Source organism: Streptomyces tanashiensis (assembly GCF_014648895.1).
GTDB lineage: Bacteria > Actinomycetota > Actinomycetes > Streptomycetales > Streptomycetaceae > Streptomyces > Streptomyces tanashiensis.
The window spans coordinates 180083-198494 of the sequence record NZ_BMRZ01000001.1 but is presented as its reverse complement, the minus strand read 5'-3'; the positions used below and the strand labels follow the sequence as shown (position 1 = coordinate 198494).

Sequence of the window (18412 nt, the reverse complement as noted above, 5' to 3'; positions counted from 1 at the left end):
TGTCCAGCCTTTTGAGTGGCTAGCCGTCCTGGGACTTGCCACCCGTACGAGTGGACCCCGACGACGCACCCGCCTTGACCCCGTCCTTTCCGGAGGACGGCGTCTCGAAAGACTCCAACGCCTCCAGGACGTCCTGGACACGGGAGATCTCGGCATTGATGTCCTTGCGACGCCGCGTCAGGGTCTCCAGCTCGCGCTGTCCGTCCGCGACCGTCTTCTCGGCCTCGGCCGCGGCCTCCGCGCGGATCCGCTCGGCCTCCGCCTTGATGCCCTCGGCCTCCGCGACGAGTGAGGCCTTCTTCTGCTCGGCCTCCTTCAGGAGCGCCTCCGCCTTGCGGACCGCGGCGATCCGGACCTTGCTCGCCTCCGAACTCGCCTCGGAGACCAGCTCCTTCGCCTTCTCCTCCGCCTCGGCGCGCTGCTCGGTCGCGGCCGTCACCAGCTTGTCGACGCGCTCGCCGGCCGTCTTCATCTGCTCGGCCGTCTCGCGCCGCGCCCGCTCGTGCAGCTCCTCGATCTCGCCCTCGATCCGGCCCCGCAGCTCCTCGGCCCGCTCCCTTATGGCCGTCGCGTCGCTGCGCGCCCCCACCAGGAGCTCGTCCGCGTCCGTACGGGCCTTCTCCACCAGCGAATTGCCCTCGACGGTCGCCTCGGCGACGATCCGCTCGGCCTCCTTGCGGGCCGCGCCGACCATCGTGTCGGCCTGCGACTCGGCCTCCGTGGTCGCCCGCAGCGCCTCCTCCTGGGCCTTGGCGACGAGCTGGTCGGCCTGCTCGGCCGCGTCGGAACGCTTCCGGGCCCCGGCCTCCCGGGCCTCGTCGAGGGTCCGGTCCGCCTCCTCGCGGGCCTCGGCGCGCATCTGCTCGCCCGCGGCGGCGGCGTCGGCCTTCACCCGCTCCGACTCGGTACGGATCCGCTCGGCGTCCCGCAGGGCCTCGGCGATCGCCTCGGCGCCCTCGGCGCGCAGCCGCTCGGCCTCCTCCGAGGCCGCGCCCACGGTCCGGCCCGCCTCGGCACGGGCGTCCGCGCCGACCGAATCGGCCAGCTCGGCCGCCTCGTTCACGATCCGCTCGGCCTCGGCCCTGGCCTCGCCGACGAGGGTGTCGGCCTGCTCGGCGGCGTCCGTACGGCGCTTGTCGGCGGCCGCGCGGGCCTCGTCCAGGATCTGGTCGGCGTCGGCCAGCGCGGCGTTGCGCAGGGCCTGCGCGTGCGCCTCGCCGTCGGCCTTGACCTGCTCGGCCTCCGTGCGCAGCCGCAGGGCGTCCTGCTCGGTCGTCTCCATGAGCTCGACCGCCTCGGCGGTGAGCCGCTCGGCCTCGGCGGTGGCCTCGCCGACGAGGGTGTCGGCCTGCTCGGCGGCGTCCGTACGGCGCTTGTCGGCGGCCTTGCGGGCCTCGTCGAGGACCCGCTCGCCCTCGGCGCGTGCCTCGGCGCGCAGGGCCTCGGCCTGTGCCTCGCCGTCGGCCTTGACCTGCTCGGCCTCGGCGCGCAGCCGCAGGGCGTCCTGCTCGGTCGTCTCCATGAGCTCGACCGCCTCGGCGGTGAGCCGCTCGGCCTCGGCGGTGGCCTCGCCGACGAGGGTGTCGGCCTGCTCGGCGGCGTCCGCGCGGCGCTTGTCGGCGGCCTTGCGGGCCTCGTCGAGGACCCGCTCGCCCTCGGCGCGTGCCTCGGCGCGCAGGGCCTCGGCCTGTGCCTCGCCGTCCGCCTTGACCTGCTCGGCCTCGGCGCGCAGCGCGGCGGCCTCGGCGGCGATCCGCTCCGCCTCCGTACGCGCCTCGCCGACCGTCGACTCGGCGCGCTCGGCGGCCTCCGAACGGATCCGGTTCGCGTCGTCCCGGGCGTCCGCCCGCGTGCGGGCCGCGTCCTGCTCGGCCGAGGCGAGCGAGTCCGTCACCTCGGTCCGTACCCGCTGCGCGTACTCGGCGGTGTCGGCCCGCAGCTTCTCCGCCTCGGCGAGCGCGTCCGTGACCGTCCGCTCCGCCAGCGCCTTCGCGGCCTCCGACTCCTCCTGGGCACGCTCGCGCGTGCGGACGGCGTCCTCCGACGCCCGCTCCCGCTCCTCGTACGCGTCGGCGCGGACCCGGTCCGCCTCCTCCTGCGCCTCGGTGCGCGTCCGCTCGGCCGCGTGCTCCGCGGCGCTGCGCAGCCCTGCGATCTCCTCCTCGGCCTGCTCGCGCAGACCGGCCACCGAGTCCCGCAGCTCCTGGGCGGCTCGCGAGGCCGCGGCGACCATCTCGGTCGCCCGTGTGTCCGCCTCCTCGACCAGGCGCTGCGCCTCGGCCTGCGCCTCCTCGACCCGCTTGCGGGCGGCGGCGAGGAGCTCCTCGGACTGCTCCCGGGCGTGCTCGCGCTCCCGGCCGGCCTCGGAGCGGGCCGACTCCAGGGTCTCCTCGGCCTCCCGGCGGCGCCGGACGGCCTCCTCCTGCGCGGCGGCCAGCGCCTCGGCGGCCTCGGCGGCCACCCGCTCGGCGGCGGCCGCGGCCTCGGCCCGCACCCGGTCGGCGGTCTCCTGGGCCTCCGAGCGCAGCCGCTCGGACTCCTCGGCGGCCTCGGTGCGGAGCCGTACGGAGGCGGACTCGGCCTCGGTGCGCGTGGTGGACGCGTCCGAAGCGGCCTCGGCCCGCAGCCGCTCGGCCTCCTGCTCGGCCTGCTCCTGGAGCGTACGGATCCGCTCGGCGGCCTCGCTCCGTTGCCGCTCCGTCTCCTCGGCGGCCTCGCGCCGGATCCGCTCGCCCTCGGTCCGCGCGTCGGCGAGCTCCTCGCCGGCGGCCGTGACCTTCGCCTCGGCGTCGGTGTGCAGCCGGGTCAGCTCCGCGGCGGCCTCCGCCCGGCGTGCCTCGGCGGCCCGCTCGGCGTCCGCCCGGAGTCCGGCGGCGGCCTCCTCGGCCGCGTCCTTCACCGACTCGGCCTGCTCCTCGGCCTCGGCGCGCAGCCGCTCGGCCTCGGCGCGGGTGCGCTCCAGGGTCTCCTCGGCCTGGGTCCGGAGCGTCTGTGCGCGCTCCATCGCCTCCGACTTGACCCGCTCGCTCTCGGCGCCGGCCTTGGTGCGCTGCTCCTCGGCGTCCGTGCGGGCCTTGGTGAGCAGCTCCTCGGCGGTCTTCGCCGCCTCCTCGATCTGCTGGAGGGCCTCGCGGCGGGCCTCGCCGCGGATCCGCTCGCCCTCGTCGACGGCCTCGGCGCGCAGCGCCTCGGCCTCGCCGCGCAGCCGGCGGGCCTCCTCCTGGAGCTCGACCGTCTTGGCGCGGTACTCCTTGGTGTCGTCCTTGGCCGAGCCGAGCAGTTCGTCGGCCTGCTCCCCGGCCTCGGCGCGCAGCCGGTCCGCCTCGGTCTCGGCCTCGCGGCGGACCCGCTCGGCCTCCTCGGAGGCCTTGCGGGTGGTCTCGCGGGCGTCCTCGGACGCCTTGGTGAGGATCTCCTCGGCGTTCCTCGCGGCCTTGGCGAGGGCGGCGGCGGAGTCCTCGGCGGCGGCGGTGACGGCCTTCTCGGAGGCCTCCGTGACGAGCTTCTCCGCCTGGGCGGTCGCCTCGCGGAGCTTCTCCTCGGCCTCCGCCTTGAGGGCCTCGGCCTCCTTGGTGGCCTCGCCGACGAGCCGGGCGATCTCGGTCTTGGCGGTGCGGGTGCGCTGCTCGTTGACCGACTCGGCGGAGGCGAGCTGCCGGGTGGCGGACTCCTTGGCCTCGGCGAGGGCCTTCTCGGCCTCGGCGCGGGCGAGCCGCAGCTTCTCCTCGGCCTCCTGCAGGCGCTGCTCGGCGGCGCGGGAGAGCTCGGTGGCCTGGCGGCGGGCCTGGTCGGTCTCGGCGGCGGTGGACGAGCGGAGCTGCTCGGCGTGGGTGGTGGCCTCCTGCGCCTGGCTGGAGGCGGCGCCGATGAGCCGCTCGGCGTCCTTGCGGGCGCGCAGCAGAATCGCTTCGGCCTCGGCACGGGCGGTCTCCGCCTCGGCGCCGACCCGGCGGCTGGTCTCCTCGGCGAGCCGGGTGGCCTCGGCGCGGGCGGTGGCGAGCGACTGCTCGGCCTCCGCGCGGGACTCCTCCATCAGGCGGCGGGCCTGGGACTCCGTGCGGGCGCGGAGCTGCTCGGCCCAGGCGACGTTCTCGTTGACGTGCGCCTCGACGGTCTGGCGGCGCTCGTTGAGCTCCTGGTCGAGCTGCTGGCGGCGCTGGACGGCCTCGTTGTGCAGCTCGGCCTGGAGCCGGGCCTGGTGCTCGGCGTGCTCCTGGAGGATGCGCTGGGTCTGGGCGCGGGCCTCGCGCAGCTCGCGCTCGGCGTCCTGGCGGAGCTGCTCGGCCTGCGCCTGCGCGTTCCGCAGCATCTGCTCGGCCTGGTAGCCGATGTCGGCGCTGTCGTACGCGGGCCGGGACGCGATGGTGCGGCGCGCCTCGTGGAGCTTGGCGCGCAAGACCTCGACCTGGTAGCCCAGGTCCTCGGCATGCTGGACGGCCTTCTCGCGTTCGGTCTTCAGCCGGTCCATCTCGGCTTCGAACCTGGCGAGATGGTCGTCTTCAGCTCGGTGGCTCTCCTGGCGTTCGTAGCCCCGCACTGCGCGGTCCCATCCTTCCCCGAGCTCTTCGAGCAGGGGAGACCCCAACCCTGGTCGCAACTCCAACGAGCACGCCCTCAAGGCCGAGGACGGCCCCCGGGGAATGGTGGCAGATCGGACGACCCCGACATCCCGACTTCGGTGCCGCACGGAGCGGCCCCGACCGGCCCCGGCCCGGAGCCGCCCACTCTACCGGGCCAGGAATCCGGAGGTCAGTGCTCCGCTGAGGAGTGGTCAGCGGACGGCTTGGCCGAGGTGACCAGTTCCGTGAGGACGCCGTGGCAGTCCTTGGGGTGGAGGAAGGTGATCCGGGAGCCCATGGAGCCGATCCGCGGCTCGTCGTAGAGGACCCGGACGCCCTTGCCGCGGATGGCCTCGGCGTCGCCGTCGACGTCCGCGGTGCCGAAGGCGATGTGGTGCACGCCCTCGCCGTTCTTGGCGAGCCACTTGCCCACCGCCGAGTCCTCCCGGGTGGGCTCGAGGAGCTGGAGGTACGAGGCCCCGCCGTCGTCGGTCGAGTTGATCTTGAGCATGGCCTCGCGGACGCCCTGCTCCTCGTTGACCTCGGAGTGGAAGACCTCGAAACCGTACGTGGCACGGTAGAACTCGACGGTCTTGTCCAGGTCGAAGCAGGCGATCCCGATGTGGTCGATACGCGTCAGCATGCCTCCAGTGCACCGCTGGAAGGGTGGTTACGCAACGTGCGCGCGATCACACCATCGGGCCGGTGACCGCGCGCGGCGCCGCTCAGTACATTGGCGGTAAACCCTCGTTCACTCCTCATCCCAAGGGGCCGTGCCTCATGTCTGGAACGACCGGTACCACCTCAGTGATCGTCGCGGGCGCCCGCACGCCCATGGGTCGCCTGCTCGGCTCGCTCAAGTCCTTCTCGGGCGCCGACCTCGGCGGCTTCGCCATCAAGGCGGCCCTCGACCGGGCCGGCATCGGCGGCGACCAGGTGCAGTACGTGATCATGGGCCAGGTGCTCCAGGCGGGCGCCGGGCAGATCCCCGCCCGTCAGGCGGCCGTCAAGGCCGGCATCCCGATGAACGTCCCCGCGCTCACCATCAACAAGGTGTGTCTCTCGGGTCTCGACGCCATCGCGCTCGCCGACCAGCTGATCCGCGCCGGCGAGTTCGACGTGGTCGTCGCCGGCGGCCAGGAGTCCATGACGAACGCCCCGCACCTGCTGCCGAAGTCCCGCGAGGGCTTCAAGTACGGCGCCATCGAGATGCTCGACGCCATGGCCTACGACGGCCTCACCGACTCCTTCGAGGGCATCGCCATGGGCGAGTCCACGGAGAAGCACAACACCCGCCTCGGCATCCAGCGTCCCGAGCAGGACGAGATCGCCGCCCTCTCGCACCAGCGCGCCGCCGCCGCCCAGAAGAACGGCATCTTCGAGGCCGAGATCACCCCGGTCGAGATCCCGCAGCGCAAGGGCGACCCGGTGATCTTCTCCAAGGACGAGGGCATCCGCGCGGAGACCACCGCCGAGTCCCTCGGCAAGCTCCGCCCGGCCTTCGCCAAGGACGGCACCATCACCGCCGGCACCTCCTCGCAGATCTCCGACGGCGCCGCCGCCGTGGTCGTGATGAGCAAGGCCAAGGCGGAGGAGCTCGGCCTGGAGTGGATCGCCGAGATCGGCGCCCACGGCAATGTCGCGGGCCCGGACAACTCGCTCCAGTCGCAGCCGTCCAACGCGATCCTGCACGCCCTCAAGAAGGACGGCCTGGGCGTCGAGGACCTCGACCTGATCGAGATCAACGAGGCCTTCGCCGCGGTCGCCGTCCAGTCAATGAAGGACCTCGGCGTGACCCCCGAGAAGGTGAACGTCAACGGCGGCGCGATCGCCCTCGGCCACCCGATCGGCATGTCCGGCGCCCGTGTCGTGCTCCACCTCGCCCTGGAGCTCAAGCGGCGCGGCGGCGGCGTCGGCGCGGCGGCCCTGTGCGGTGGCGGCGGCCAGGGCGACGCGCTGATCGTGCGCGTCCCCGGCAACGGCAAGTAAGCACCCGGCCCAGGCAAGGAGCAGCGCAGATGGTGGACGTCCCCGAACTCGTCGCCCAGGCACGGGAGGGCAGGCCGCGGGCCGTGGCCCGGCTCATCTCGCTCGTGGAGGGGGCGTCCCCGCAGCTGCGCGAGGTGATGGCGGCGCTCGCGCCGCTCACCGGCGGCGCGTACGTGGTGGGCCTGACCGGCTCGCCGGGCGTGGGCAAGTCCACGTCGACGTCCGCGCTGGTCTCCGCGTACCGCAGGGCGGGCAAGCGGGTCGGCGTCCTGGCCGTCGACCCGTCCTCCCCGTTCAGCGGGGGAGCGCTGCTCGGTGACCGGGTCCGGATGTCGGAGCACGCCTCCGACCCGGGCGTCTACATCCGCTCCATGGCCACCCGCGGCCACCTGGGCGGCCTCGCCTGGTCCGCCCCGCAGGCCATCCGCGTCCTCGACGCGGCCGGCTGCGAGGTGATCCTCGTGGAGACCGTCGGCGTCGGGCAGTCGGAGGTCGAGATCGCCTCCCAGGCCGACACCTCGGTCGTGCTCCTCGCGCCGGGTATGGGCGACGGGATCCAGGCCGCGAAGGCGGGCATCCTGGAGATCGGCGACCTGTACGTGGTGAACAAGGCCGACCGGGACGGCGCGGACGCCACCGCCCGGGAGCTCAACCACATGCTGGGCCTCGGCGAGGCGCGGGGCGCGGGCGACTGGCGGCCGCCGATCGTCAAGACGGTCGCGGCGCGCGGCGAGGGCATCGACGAGGTCGTGGAGGCCCTGGAGAAGCACCGGGCGTGGATGGAGGAGCACGGGGTCCTGGCGGAGCGCCGACGGGCCCGTGCCGCGCGCGAGGTGGAGACCATCGCGGTCACGGCCCTGCGCGAGCGCATCGGCGACCTGCACGGCGACCGGCGCCTGGACGCGCTCGCGGAGCGGATCGTGGCGGGCGCCCTGGACCCGTACGCGGCCTCCGACGAACTGGTCGCGAGCCTGACCGGAAACTGATCCCCGGCACGTACGGGAAGGGCCCCTCCGGTCACCGGAGGGGCCCTTCCCGTTCTCTGTCAGGTCACGGCTTGCCGCGGCGGCCGCGGAGCTGCTCGGCGACCGGCTTCAGGGACTGGTGGAGGTCGCCGAGGGCCTCGCCGCTGAGCTGGTCGATGAAGTGCTTGCGCACGGACTCGACGTGGTGCGGGGCGACCTTGCGCATGGTCTCCATGCCGTCGTCGGTGAGCACGGCGTAGAGCCCGCGCCGGTCGGACTCGCAGTTCTCGCGGCGTACGAGCCCCGCGTTCTCCATGCGGGTGATCTGGTGGGAGAGCCGGCTCTTCGACTGGAGGGTGGCGGCGGCGAGGTCGCTCATGCGCAGTCGCCGTTCCGCGGACTCCGAGAGGTTCACCAGGATCTCGTAGTCGTTCATCGTCAGGCCGAAGGGCTGGAGGTCCCGCTCCAGCTGGTACGTCAGCATTCTCTGGACGTCCAGGAACGTGCGCCAGGCGCACTGCTCGCCGTCGGTGAGCCAGGGGGTGGCCGTCTCGGTCTCCATATATGGATTCTACCTAAGAAGTTGAATACTTGACGAAGTCGGGGAGTGTGACGCCGGGCACCGCGTCCGGTGTTCCGGGCTCAGGGGGCACCCTGCCGATCATGCCGGGCTCGCGGACCGGCGCAGACGTTCGAGGACGTCACACTCCGCAGACTACCGGCTACAGGCCGAAGCGACGCTGGAGGTCACCGAGCTGGCCGGGAAGGCGCGGTACCGACCCCAGCGGCCCCTGGCCGGAACCAGGCGCCCCGTGCCCGCCGGGAACGCCCGCCTGCGCCGGCGGCGCGCCGACCGCCCGCTCCGCCATCAGCAGCTCGGTCGACTGCAGCAGTACCGTACCCGCCCCGACGAACTCGAACTGGTGCTCCTCGCCCGAGGTCCCGCCGATGCCCGTCAGCGCGCGGACACCGCCCATCACGCCCGTCATGTAGCCGTGGTCGTAATGGTGGCAGGGCGAGGGGCAGTCCGCCCAGCCGACGAGCGCCTGCGGGTCCACCCGCATCGGCGGCTCCATGAAGACCACCGGACCGTTCGACGCGGCCACGAACTTGCCCGTGCCGATCAGCGTCACGAAGCCCGGCACGATCGACTGCTTCAGCGACAGCGTCGGCTGGTAGGCCAGCAGGTTCCCGGAGCGGATCGTCAGATTGCCCTCGTCCAGGTCGTACGAGTTCACGTCGAAGGCCCGGTCCGCGAGCAGCATCTTCCCGCTGCCCTCGGCCACCACCCAGTCGCTCGCGTGCAGCGGCGAGTGGAAGGACGTCCGCACCAGCCGGTCCAGGCGTCCGTGCCCGATGCCGTTGAACTCGATCCGCCCGTAGTAGGCGATCATCTTCCCCTTCTGCAGGAACCACTGGGAGCCCTTGAGCTCCACGCAGAAGGTGTACGGATTGACGTTGTCGTCCGACGGCAGGGAGTGCGGGTCGTGGATGACAGGGGTGCTCACAGCTTCTCCTCCGAGGCCTGGACGTACACCGCGCCGCTGCCGCTCAGCTCCAGCTGGAACGCCTCGCCCGAGCCGCGCCCCACCATGTCGCGCCAGCCGAGCGCCGTGGAGAGCTTGTTCCGCACGTCGCCGTGGTGCGCCACGTACGCCTGCGGGTCCACGTGGACCGGGCGGCCCGGGGTGATGGGCAGCTCGATGACACCGCCGTGCGCCATCACGGCCACCGAGCCGTGGCCCTTCAGGGTCGTGGTGAAGAGGCCCTGGCCGGTCACCTGGCCGCGGACCATGCCCATGACCCCGCCCTGCGAGCCCATGAACATCGTGCCCTGCTCCAGGGTCCCGTCGAAGGCGAGCAGCCGGTCGGCCTCGACGTACAGGGTGTCGCCCGTCAGCGCGATCACCTGGATGTGGTGGCCGCCGTGCCCGAACATCACCGTGCCGTTGCCCTCGACGGTCATCAGCGGGGTCGCCTCGCCGGCCACCCGTCGGCCGATCATCGACATCAGGCCGCCCTGGCCGCCGGCCATGTTCGGCGTGAAAGTGACGTCGCCGCGGTACGCGAGCATCGCGCCGCGCTGGCTGAACATCCGCTGCCCCGGGATGACGGTCGCCTCGACCATCTTCGAGTTGATCTCGCGGAACGGCATCAGACGTCGCCCCCGATCGTGTTCCGCTCGCTCGGCTGGACGTACACGAGCCCGTCGCCCTCGAAGCGGATCTGGAACGCCTCGCCGCCGCCCTCGCCCATCAGGGTGCGGAAGGTCACACCCGACTGGAAGTGCTGCTGGAGGTTGCCCTGGTGGGCGATGTACGCGCCGGGGTCGACCTGGAGCGGGTACTGCGGGGTCACCCGCAGCACCACCGCCGGGCCGTCCGACATGATCGCCGCCTGGCCGGTGCCCTCGACGGTCGTGGTGAAGAGGCCGTTGCCGGTGGCGCCGCCGCGCAGGCCCGTGAAGGTCGTGCCGGTGCGCAGCCCCGCGTCGGTGCAGAGGAGGTTGCTCGCCTCCACCCAGAGCTTGTCGCCGTGCAGGGAGACGAGATTGATCTCGGAGGCCCGGTCGGCGAACCAGCAGGTCCCCTGGCCGCGCACCTCCATCACCTCCATCTGCTCACCCGTGAGCCGGCGGGTCACCATGCCGCGCAGGCCCTCACCGCCCCCGCTCATCTTCTTGAACGCCATCTGGCCGTCATAGGCGACCATCGAGCCGTTCTTCGCCTTGACGGCGTCGCCGGTCATCGAGACGGCGAGCACCTTGCTGCCTTGGAGTCGGAACGTTGCCACCCGAGGAAGGTACTGGGCCCCCGGCTAAAGAGACAGCAAAGTCGCCGTGCACAATGGACGCGCCCTTGTGCATCCGTTCACAAGATCGAACGAAGGTGACCCCCTCCGTGGACATCAAGACCGCTTCCTCCCTCCACCGGCTCCGGCTCGTCTCCGCGCCGGAGGCCGTCTCGTTCCTGCTCCTGCTGGTCTGCTCGGTGCTCAAGCGGACGACGGACTTCAACGCGGTGCCGGTGATGGGCGCGATCCACGGCGTGCTGTTCATCCTGTACGTCCTCTTCTGGCTGGACGCCTGGAACCGCACCAAGTGGAGCTTCGGGACCGCCGCCCTCTACTTCGTCCTCTCGGTCCTGCCCCTGGGCGGCTTCTACGCCGAGCGGAAGCTGAAGCGTGAGGCCGAGGACGCGGTCATCGCCTCCCGCGCCCGCGCGGAGAGCGCGGTGAAGGCGTGATCGTCGCGTTCTCGGTGACCCCCCTCGGGGTGGGGGAGGAGGTCGGCGAGTACGTCGCCGACGCCGTCCGGGTCGTCCGGGAGTCCGGCCTGCCGAACCGCACCGACGCGATGTTCACCTCGATCGAGGGCGAGTGGGACGAGGTGATGGACGTCGTGAAGCGCGCCGTCGCCGCCGTCGAGGCCCGCGCGCCGCGCGTCTCCGTGGTCCTCAAGGCCGACATCCGGCCCGGCGTCACGGACGGTCTGACCTCGAAGGTCGAGACGGTGGAGCGCCACCTCGGGGCCTGACGCCCCCGCCCGTACGCGAGAAGCCCCCGGTCCTGGACCCAGGACCGGGGGCTTCTTCGTGTCCACCGGTTGAGCGACTGCTCAAAATCGGCTACCTTCCCTCCCGAGGCAGTTTTGAGCACTCGCTCAAAATGCCGGATGAGCTGGGGGAACGGTCATGGGTCTCTACATCGAGACGCGCGTGCGCGCGGACCTGGAGACCCTCTGGGAGCGCACGCAGGAACCCGGCCGGCACCAGCGGTGGGACCTGCGGTTCACGGAGATCTCGTACCTCCCGCGCGCCGAGGGCGAGCCCCAGCACTTCCGCTACGCGACGCGCGTACTGCCCTTCCTGGTCGTCGCCGGCACCGGTGTCTCCGCGGGGGAGCGCCACCGGGCCGGCGGCGACCGGGTCTCCGCCCTCCGCTTCGCCTCGCCGCACCCGCTCTCGCTCCTCGCCGAGGGCAGCGGCTACTGGCGCTACGTCCCCACCCCCGACGGCGTCCGCTTCCTCACCGGCTACGACTACCGGCCCCGCTGGGGCCGCGCCGGCCGGCTCGCCGACCGGCTCGTCTTCCGGCCCCTCATGGGCTGGGCCACCGCCTGGTCCTTCGACCGGCTGCGGCTCTGGTGCGAACGGGGCATCACCCCCGAGCGCTCCCGCGACCGCTGGCTCCTCGAACTCGCCGCCCGGATCCTGCTCGTGGCCGTGCCCTGGCTCGCCACCGCCCTGCCGCTCGGGCTCGTCTCGCCCGCCGCCGTCCCGCTCACGATCCTCGGGCTCGCCGCCGCCGTCCTCGTACCGCCCTCGTCGCGCGCCCCCGCGGCCCGGCGCTGTCTGCGCACCCCGCCCGCCCGCCACGCGGAGCCCCGGCTCCTCGCCACCCTGGAGCAGCCGTGACCTCGATCTTCCGCACCGCCATGGGGGACGCCGAGTTCGAGCGGCTCCACCCGGAGCTCCAGCGGCGCTTCTCGGTCGGACTCGCGAGCGGCGAGATGTGCGTCGGACGGGGCGTCATGGACCGCATCTGGCACGGCCGGGCCTTCGTGAAGCCCTTCCTCGCCCTCGGCGGCCTGCGGAACATCCTGCTGCCCCGCACCGGCCGCGACGTCCCCTTCACCATCGAGAACGTCCCCTACCTCGACTCGTACGGGCGGGAGACCGTCACCTTCGTCCGCACCTTCGCCCTGCCCGGCGGCCCCCGGCGCTTCGACGCCACCATGGTCCACAGCCCCGAGCGCGACTGCGTCCTCGACTACCTCGGCACCCACCAGCACCTCGCCAGCGACCTGCACCCGACCGCGCAACCCGACGGCTCGCTCCTCGTCACCTCCGGCGAACACCGCTTCCGCGAGGGCCCGGTGGACATGCGCGTCCCGGACCTCGTGGCGGGCCGGGCCGAGGTGCGGGAGTCCTTCGACGAGCGCACCGGCCGCTTCCGCATCGACGTCCGGGTCGTCAACCGCCGCTTCGGACCGCTCTTCGGCTACCGCGGGTCCTTCACCGCCACCTACGCCGACGTAGGCTCCCACGGGGTGCGCGCGGGGCTGCGCCCGGTGCGCGAGGAGGTACGGGCATGACCGGGGACGGGCGGGGGGCCGTGCGGGTCCCGAAGGCCGCGGCGCAGGACGCCAGGAGCCAGGAGACCCGGGAGAAGCTCCTCGACGGCGCCCTGCGCACCCTCGTCGAGCAGGGCATCACCAAGGCCTCCGCGCGCGCGATCGCGACCACCGCCGGGGTCAACCAGGCCCTTGTCTTCTACCACTTCGGCTCCGTCGACGAACTGCTCGCGGCCGCCTGCCGGCACGGCGCCGAGCTGCGGGTGGCCCGCCACCGGGAGCGGCTCCGCTCCGTCGGCAGCCTCGCCGAACTGCTCGCCTTCGGGCGCGAGATGCACGCCGAGGAGCGGGACGCCGGCCATGTCGCCGTCCTCGGGCAGCTGCTCGCGGGCGCCCAGACCCACCCCCGGCTCGCCCCGGCCACCGCCGCCGGGCTCGACCTGTGGATCGCCGAGATCGAGCAGGTGCTCGTCCGCGTCCTCGCCGGAACCCCGCTCGCCGAGTTCACCGACCCCGCCGGGCTCGCCCGCGCGGTCGCCGCCTCCTTCGTCGGCCTCGAACTCTACGAAGGGGTCGACCCGGCGGGCGCGGAGGCCGCGCTCACCGCCCTGGAGCAGCTCGGGGCCCTGATGGCCGCCGTCGAGGAACTGAACCCGGTCGCGCGGAAGGCCGTCACCTACACCCTGCGCCGCCGCCTGGAGGCGTGAGGGTCACCCCGGGCCGGCCCCCGACAGCGCGATGCCCAGCGGCGTCCGCTCGTACAGCACCTGGTGGCCGTACCGCCGCGAGGTCAGCAGCCCCGCGTCCCGCAGGACCGTCAGATGCGAGGAGACGGACGAGGGTGCCCGGCCGAGGAGATGGGCGAGCGCCGTCGTCCCCATCGGCTCGGCCAGGGCACACAGGACGCCCGCCCGCACCGGACCGAGCAGCCGGGCCAGCGCCTCCGGGGTGCGGTCCCCGGACTCCGACCACAGCCCGCCGATCCCGCGCGCCGGGTAGACCACCGTCGGCTGCCAGGGCGGATCGAAGCCGCTCACCACGTCGGGCCAGGTGAACACCGACGGCATCAGGACGAGCCCCTGCCCCTCCAGCGGCCGGATGTGCCGGCCGGGGTACGCGACGGTGAGCGTCGAGGTCCCCGCGTCCCACGCGAAGGCCGGGTGCAGCTCGTCCAGGAGGCGTTCGAGCCCGCCCTCCGCGAGCCGCCGCGAGTGGTACGCCACGTCCGCCTCCAGGAGAGCGCGCAGCCGGGGCCAGTCCGGGGCGATCAGCGCCTCCCACGCCTCCCGGAGCAGCTCGGCGAGGTGCACCACCGCCCCGGCGGGATCCGCGAGCAGCCGCCGGCCCTCCGGCGTCGCGGCCGCCCCCGGGGTCTCCGCGAGCGCCCGCTCGAAGTCGTCCAGGACCAGCGCCGGGTCGGTCTCCCGCACCGCGGCGATCTCGTCCTCGAAGGCGGCGGCGGGCCCCAGCGGCGGCGGATAGAGGAAGTCCGGGCTGTGCCCGCGGAGCGGCATCAGCAGCTGCAGCGGCCCGAGGTCCAGCTCCCGCGCGGCGTCCGCGATCCGCCGCATCCACGGCAGGTGGTACCCCTGTTTGGCGGGCCGCGCGAGGACCCGCACGGCCGAGTGCGTCTCCCAGAGCGGCGAGATCGCGAACCGGATCCGCAGCGGGTCGGCCTCGCCGAAATGCAGGTGGTACGGCACGCAGCCCCCTGGAACGACCGGAACATTCGCCTGGAGCCGAAAGTCTAGGCCGGAACTCCCGCGCCGGGCACGCTGCGGCCATGCCCGAGAACGACACCCGGGCGCCGTCCCAGGCGCCCGCGCCCACCCCTGCCCACGCCTCGGAGGACGGCCTCCCCGCCGCGCCCGCGACGACCGCCCCCGCCCCCGGCTACCTCGCCGTCTTCGCCGTGCGGGAGTTCCGGGTCGTGTTCGTGGCGCACCTCTTCTCGCTGCTCGGTGTCGTCGTCAGCGAGCTCGCGCTCACCGTGCTCGTGTACGACCTGACACGGTCGCCGCTCCTCTCCTCGCTCACCTTCGCGCTCGGGTTCCTGCCGTACCTCCTCGGCGGCACCCTCCTCGCCGGTCTCACCGACCGGCTCCCGCCCCGCCGCATCCTCGTCGTCTGCGACCTCGTCTGCGCCGGCTGCGTCGCGCTCATGGTCGTCCCCGCCACCCCCGTCGCCGTCCTGCTCGTCCTGCGCTGCGCCGTCGCCGTCGTCTCGCCCGTCTTCAACGGCACCCGCATGGCGACCCTCGCCGACATCCTCGGCGAGGGCGACCTGTTCGTCCTCGGGCGGTCGCTGCTGCGGATCGTGTCGCAGAGCGCCCTCCTCACCGGCTTCGCCGCCGGCGGTGTCCTCCTCACCCTCGTCCCCCCGCGCGGCGCCCTCGCCGTCACCGCGACCACCTTCCTCGTCTCGGCCCTGCTGCTCCGCCTCGGCACCGCCCGCCGTCCCGCCCGGGCGGCCGGCGAGGCGAGCGGGCTCTCCGGCACCTGGGCGGTGCTGCGGAACCGGCGCGTGCGGGCCCTGATGCTGATGTTCTGGGTGCCGCCGCTCTTCGCCGTCGTCCCCGAGGCGCTCGCCGCCCCCTACGCCGACGAGATCGGCGTCTCCACCGCCGCCCTCGGGCTCCTCATGTGCGCGCTGCCCGTCGGCACCATCGCGGGCGAGCTCTTCGCCGGATCGTTCCTCTCCGCCGCGACCCGCTCCCGGATCGTGCTGCCGCTCGCCGTCACCGGCGTCCTGCCCTACCTCCTGTACGCCCCCGAGCCCGGCGTCGCCCTCGCGGCCGTCGCCCTCCTCCTGGCCGGTGCCACCGGGGCGTACACCCTCGGTCTCGACGCCTGGTTCGTCGCCGCCGTCCCCGAGGAGCAGCGGGGGAGGGCCATGACCCTGATGACCGCGGGCATGATGACCGTCCAGGGCGTCGGCATGGCCGGGGCCGGGATCGCGGCCGAGTTCGCCCCCGTGCACATGGTCGTCGCGGGCACCGGCGTCCTCGGCACGCTCTGCCTCCTCGCGGCCGCCGCCGAGCTGCGGGCGACCGAAAGGCGAGACGGGGCTGACCGGCATATGACCAGTCGGTAAGGTCAATGCGTGCCGAAGCCGCTCAGTCTCCCCTTCGACCCCATCGCCCGAGCCGACGAACTCTGGCAGAAGCGCTGGGGCCCGGTCCCCTCGATGGCCGCGATCACCTCCATCATGCGCGCCCACCAGATCCTCCTCGCGGAGGTCGACGCGGTCGTCAAGCCGTACGGACTGACCTTCGCGCGGTACGAGGCCCTGGTCCTGCTCACCTTCTCGAAGGCCGGCGAGCTGCCGATGTCCAAGATCGGCGAGCGGCTGATGGTCCACCCCACCTCGGTGACGAACACGGTGGACCGCCTGGTGAGGTCGGGTCTCGTCGACAAGCGCCCCAACCCCAACGACGGGCGCGGCACCCTCGCCTCGATCACGGAGAAGGGCCGCGAGGTGGTGGAGTCCGCGACCCGCGACCTGATGGAGATGGAGTTCGGCCTCGGCGCGTACGACGCCGAGGAGTGCGCGGAGATCTTCGCGATGCTGCGCCCGCTGCGGGTCTCCGCGCACGACTTCGACGAGGGCTGACCCGGAACCGGGCCCCCGCGAAGATCGCCCGGAACGTGCCGTTACGCTCGGAGCCATGAAATCCAGCGTGCTGACCCGCTACCGCGTCATGGCGTACGTGACCGCCGTCATGCTGCTCGTGCTGTGCACCTGCATGGTCTTCAAGTACGGGTTCGAGATGGGCGAGGACGTGACCTTCGCGGTCTCCCAGGCCCACGGCGTCCTCTACATCATCTATCTGGTCTTCGCCTTCGACCTGGGCTCCAAGGCGAAGTGGCCGTTCGGCCGGCTCCTGTGGGTGCTGCTGTCCGGGACCATCCCCTTCGCCGCCTTCTTCGTCGAGCGCAAGGTCGTCCGTGACACGCTTCCGCTGGTCAGCGGCGTGCGGCCGGAGCCGGTCAAGGCCTGAGGACTCACCCCCGCACTGATGTGCGGGGGTTTGCCATCGACATTTACTAGGACGTCCTAGTAAATTCGAAGCATGGACGCTGACGCCATCGAGGAAGGCCGCCGTCGCTGGCAGGCCCGTTACGACAAGGCCCGCAAGCGGGACGCCGACTTCACCACGCTCTCCGGCGACGCCGTCGAGCCGGTCTACGGGCCCCGGCCCGGCGACACCTACGAGGGGTTCGAGCGCATCGGCTGGCCCGGTGAGTACCCCTTCACCCGGGGTCTCCACCCGACCGGCTACCGGGGCCGCACCTGGACCATCCGCCAGTTCGCCGGCTTCGGCAACGCCGAGCAGACCAACGAGCGGTACAAGATGATCCTGGCCGCCGGCGGCGGCGGCCTCTCCGTCGCCTTCGACATGCCCACCCTCATGGGCCGCGACTCCGACGACCCCCGCTCCCTCGGCGAGGTCGGCCACTGCGGTGTCGCCATCGACTCCGCCGCCGACATGGAGGTCCTCTTCAAGGACATCCCGCTCGGGGACGTCACGACGTCCATGACGATCTCCGGGCCCGCCGTCCCGGCCTTCTGCATGTACCTCGTGGCCGCCGAGCGCCAGGGCGTCGACCCGGGCGTCCTCAACGGCACGCTCCAGACCGACATCTTCAAGGAGTACATCGCGCAGAAGGAGTGGCTCTTCGAGCCCGAGCCCCATCTGCGCCTCATCGGCGACCTGATGGAGCACTGCGCGGCGAACATCCCCGCGTACAAGCCGCTCTCCGTCTCCGGCTACCACATCCGCGAGGCCGGGGCGACGGCCGCGCAGGAGCTCGCGTACACCCTCGCCGACGGCTTCGGCTACGTGGAGCTCGGCCTCTCCCGCGGCCTCGACGTCGACGTCTTCGCCCCCGGCCTCTCCTTCTTCTTCGACGCGCACCTCGACTTCTTCGAGGAGATCGCCAAGTTCCGCGCCGCCCGCCGGATCTGGGCCCGCTGGATGAAGGAGGTGTACGGCGCCAAGACCGACAAGGCCCAGTGGCTGCGCTTCCACACCCAGACCGCCGGCGTCTCCCTCACCGCCCAGCAGCCGTACAACAACGTCGTCCGCACCGCGGTCGAGGCCCTCTCCGCCGTCCTCGGCGGCACCAACTCCCTCCACACCAACGCCCTCGACGAGACCCTCGCGCTCCCCAGCGAGCAGGCCGCCGAGATCGCGCTCCGCACCCAGCAGGTGCTGATGGAGGAGACCGGCGTCGCCAACGTCGCCGACCCGCTCGGCGGCTCCTGGTACGTCGAGCAGCTCACCGACCGCATCGAGGCCGACGCCGAGAAGATCTTCGACCAGATCAAGGAGCGCGGCCGCCGCGCCCACCCGGACGGGCAGCACCCCATCGGCCCGATCACCTCCGGCATCCTGCGCGGCATCGAGGACGGCTGGTTCACCGGCGAGATCGCCGAGTCCGCCTTCCAGTACCAGCGGTCCCTGGAGAAGGGCGACAAGCGGGTCGTCGGCGTCAACGTCCACCACGGCTCCGTCACCGGCGACCTGGAGATCCTGCGGGTCAGCCACGAGGTCGAGTGGGAGCAGGTCCGCGTCCTCGGCGAGCGCAAGGGCCGCCGCGACGACGCCAAGGTCCGCGCCTCGATCGACGCGATGCTGGCCGCCGCCCGCGACGGCTCGAACATGATCGCCCCGATGCTGGAGGCCGTCCGCGCCGAGGCCACGCTCGGCGAGATCTGCAACGCGCTGCGCGACGAGTGGGGCGTCTACACGGAGCCCCCGGGCTTCTGATCCGGCAGGACGTGACAAAGGGGCGGTACGGGACTCCCGTACCGCCCCCTC

18 protein-coding genes are annotated in these 18412 nt (G+C 72.9%); 11 read left to right on the top strand and 7 right to left on the bottom strand.

Going from position 1 to position 18412, the window contains the following annotated elements:
- Nucleotides 1-19: 19 nt before the first annotated feature.
- Both scy and mce read right to left on the bottom strand, forming a co-directional pair.
- The gene (scy, locus tag IE237_RS00805) at nucleotides 20-4537 is read right to left on the bottom strand and encodes a polarized growth protein Scy (protein ID WP_189799832.1); all 4518 of its coding nucleotides are present in this window, start codon (nucleotides 4535-4537) and stop codon (nucleotides 20-22) included.
- A 212-nt stretch (nucleotides 4538-4749) separates the two neighbouring features.
- Nucleotides 4750-5202, bottom strand: a complete 453-nt coding sequence (gene mce / locus IE237_RS00800) for a methylmalonyl-CoA epimerase (protein WP_189799831.1) — start codon at nucleotides 5200-5202, stop codon at nucleotides 4750-4752.
- A 137-nt stretch (nucleotides 5203-5339) separates the two neighbouring features.
- Here mce and IE237_RS00795 point away from each other — a divergent pair, with 137 nt between their 5' ends.
- Both IE237_RS00795 and meaB read left to right on the top strand, forming a co-directional pair.
- Nucleotides 5340-6548: an acetyl-CoA C-acetyltransferase gene (locus tag IE237_RS00795; RefSeq protein ID WP_189799830.1), complete on the top strand. Its 1209-nt coding sequence runs from the start codon at nucleotides 5340-5342 to the stop codon at nucleotides 6546-6548.
- 29 nt (nucleotides 6549-6577) lie between these two features.
- Entirely contained in the window at nucleotides 6578-7534 is a 957-nt protein-coding gene (gene meaB, locus IE237_RS00790) for a methylmalonyl Co-A mutase-associated GTPase MeaB (RefSeq protein ID WP_189799829.1), read from the top strand.
- A gap of 64 nt (nucleotides 7535-7598) precedes the next feature.
- Here the strand turns inward: meaB and IE237_RS00785 are convergent, their stop codons facing one another.
- The 4 genes from IE237_RS00785 to IE237_RS00770 all read right to left on the bottom strand — a co-directional run bounded on the left by IE237_RS00785 (nucleotide 7599) and on the right by IE237_RS00770 (nucleotide 10306).
- On the bottom strand, nucleotides 7599-8075 hold the full coding sequence (locus IE237_RS00785) for a MarR family winged helix-turn-helix transcriptional regulator (RefSeq protein ID WP_189799828.1): 477 nt from the start codon (nucleotides 8073-8075) through the stop codon (nucleotides 7599-7601).
- 160 nt (nucleotides 8076-8235) lie between these two features.
- A complete protein-coding gene (locus IE237_RS00780; protein WP_189799827.1) occupies nucleotides 8236-9021 on the bottom strand; it encodes an AIM24 family protein in 786 nt (261 codons plus the stop codon).
- The gene (locus IE237_RS00775; RefSeq protein ID WP_189799826.1) at nucleotides 9018-9668 is read right to left on the bottom strand and encodes an AIM24 family protein; all 651 of its coding nucleotides are present in this window, start codon (nucleotides 9666-9668) and stop codon (nucleotides 9018-9020) included. The genes IE237_RS00780 and IE237_RS00775 overlap by 4 nt, the downstream gene beginning before the upstream one ends.
- Nucleotides 9668-10306: an AIM24 family protein gene (locus tag IE237_RS00770; protein WP_041662875.1), complete on the bottom strand. Its 639-nt coding sequence runs from the start codon at nucleotides 10304-10306 to the stop codon at nucleotides 9668-9670. Before IE237_RS00770 ends, IE237_RS00775 begins: the two co-directional genes overlap by 1 nt.
- 107 nt (nucleotides 10307-10413) lie before the next feature.
- Between IE237_RS00770 and IE237_RS00765 the strand changes: the two genes are divergently transcribed.
- The 5 genes from IE237_RS00765 (at nucleotide 10414) to IE237_RS00745 (ending at nucleotide 13294) form a co-directional block, all read left to right on the top strand.
- Entirely contained in the window at nucleotides 10414-10758 is a 345-nt protein-coding gene (locus IE237_RS00765) for a DUF3817 domain-containing protein (RefSeq protein WP_189799825.1), read from the top strand.
- Nucleotides 10755-11048, top strand: coding sequence for an MTH1187 family thiamine-binding protein (locus tag IE237_RS00760; protein ID WP_189799824.1), 294 nt, complete (start codon nucleotides 10755-10757; stop codon nucleotides 11046-11048). The genes IE237_RS00765 and IE237_RS00760 overlap by 4 nt, the downstream gene beginning before the upstream one ends.
- 157 nt (nucleotides 11049-11205) lie before the next feature.
- On the top strand, nucleotides 11206-11928 hold the full coding sequence (locus tag IE237_RS00755) for a hypothetical protein (protein ID WP_189799823.1): 723 nt from the start codon (nucleotides 11206-11208) through the stop codon (nucleotides 11926-11928).
- Nucleotides 11925-12608, top strand: a complete 684-nt coding sequence (locus tag IE237_RS00750; protein ID WP_189799822.1) for a DUF4166 domain-containing protein — start codon at nucleotides 11925-11927, stop codon at nucleotides 12606-12608. The genes IE237_RS00755 and IE237_RS00750 overlap by 4 nt, the downstream gene beginning before the upstream one ends.
- Nucleotides 12605-13294: a TetR/AcrR family transcriptional regulator gene (locus IE237_RS00745; RefSeq protein WP_189799821.1), complete on the top strand. Its 690-nt coding sequence runs from the start codon at nucleotides 12605-12607 to the stop codon at nucleotides 13292-13294. Before IE237_RS00750 ends, IE237_RS00745 begins: the two co-directional genes overlap by 4 nt.
- 3 nt (nucleotides 13295-13297) lie before the next feature.
- Here IE237_RS00745 and IE237_RS00740 read toward each other — a convergent pair whose 3' ends face one another.
- On the bottom strand, nucleotides 13298-14290 hold the full coding sequence (locus tag IE237_RS00740) for an ArsR/SmtB family transcription factor (protein WP_189799820.1): 993 nt from the start codon (nucleotides 14288-14290) through the stop codon (nucleotides 13298-13300).
- Nucleotides 14291-14370: 80 nt separating this feature from the next.
- Here IE237_RS00740 and IE237_RS00735 point away from each other — a divergent pair, with 80 nt between their 5' ends.
- From IE237_RS00735 to icmA, 4 genes are all read left to right on the top strand, one after another.
- Nucleotides 14371-15681 (top strand): MFS transporter, encoded by a 1311-nt coding sequence (locus IE237_RS00735; protein WP_189799819.1) that lies wholly within the window; start codon nucleotides 14371-14373, stop codon nucleotides 15679-15681.
- A 9-nt stretch (nucleotides 15682-15690) separates the two neighbouring features.
- Complete coding sequence (locus IE237_RS00730; RefSeq protein ID WP_189799818.1) at nucleotides 15691-16200, top strand: MarR family winged helix-turn-helix transcriptional regulator; 510 nt, start codon at nucleotides 15691-15693, stop codon at nucleotides 16198-16200.
- Nucleotides 16201-16255: 55 nt separating this feature from the next.
- Nucleotides 16256-16588, top strand: a complete 333-nt coding sequence (locus IE237_RS00725; protein ID WP_189799817.1) for a DUF3817 domain-containing protein — start codon at nucleotides 16256-16258, stop codon at nucleotides 16586-16588.
- Nucleotides 16589-16660: 72 nt separating this feature from the next.
- A complete protein-coding gene (icmA, locus tag IE237_RS00720) occupies nucleotides 16661-18361 on the top strand; it encodes a coenzyme B12-dependent isobutyryl-CoA mutase large subunit (RefSeq protein ID WP_189799816.1) in 1701 nt (566 codons plus the stop codon).
- The last annotated feature ends 51 nt before the right edge of the window (nucleotides 18362-18412 follow it).

Excerpts from the sequence above, each read along its gene's own strand:
- mce (WP_189799831.1), bottom strand. The coding sequence starts at position 5,202 with ATGCTGACGCGTATCGACCACATCGGGATCGCCTGCTTCGACCTGGAC.
- IE237_RS00795 (WP_189799830.1), top strand. The coding sequence starts at position 5,340 with ATGTCTGGAACGACCGGTACCACCTCAGTGATCGTCGCGGGCGCCCGC.
- meaB (WP_189799829.1), top strand. The coding sequence starts at position 6,578 with ATGGTGGACGTCCCCGAACTCGTCGCCCAGGCACGGGAGGGCAGGCCG.
- IE237_RS00785 (WP_189799828.1), bottom strand. The coding sequence starts at position 8,075 with ATGGAGACCGAGACGGCCACCCCCTGGCTCACCGACGGCGAGCAGTGC.
- IE237_RS00775 (WP_189799826.1), bottom strand. The coding sequence starts at position 9,668 with ATGCCGTTCCGCGAGATCAACTCGAAGATGGTCGAGGCGACCGTCATC.
- IE237_RS00755 (WP_189799823.1), top strand. The coding sequence starts at position 11,206 with ATGGGTCTCTACATCGAGACGCGCGTGCGCGCGGACCTGGAGACCCTC.
- IE237_RS00745 (WP_189799821.1), top strand. The coding sequence starts at position 12,605 with ATGACCGGGGACGGGCGGGGGGCCGTGCGGGTCCCGAAGGCCGCGGCG.
- IE237_RS00735 (WP_189799819.1), top strand. The coding sequence starts at position 14,371 with ATGCCCGAGAACGACACCCGGGCGCCGTCCCAGGCGCCCGCGCCCACC.
- IE237_RS00725 (WP_189799817.1), top strand. The coding sequence starts at position 16,256 with ATGAAATCCAGCGTGCTGACCCGCTACCGCGTCATGGCGTACGTGACC.
- icmA (WP_189799816.1), top strand. The coding sequence starts at position 16,661 with ATGGACGCTGACGCCATCGAGGAAGGCCGCCGTCGCTGGCAGGCCCGT.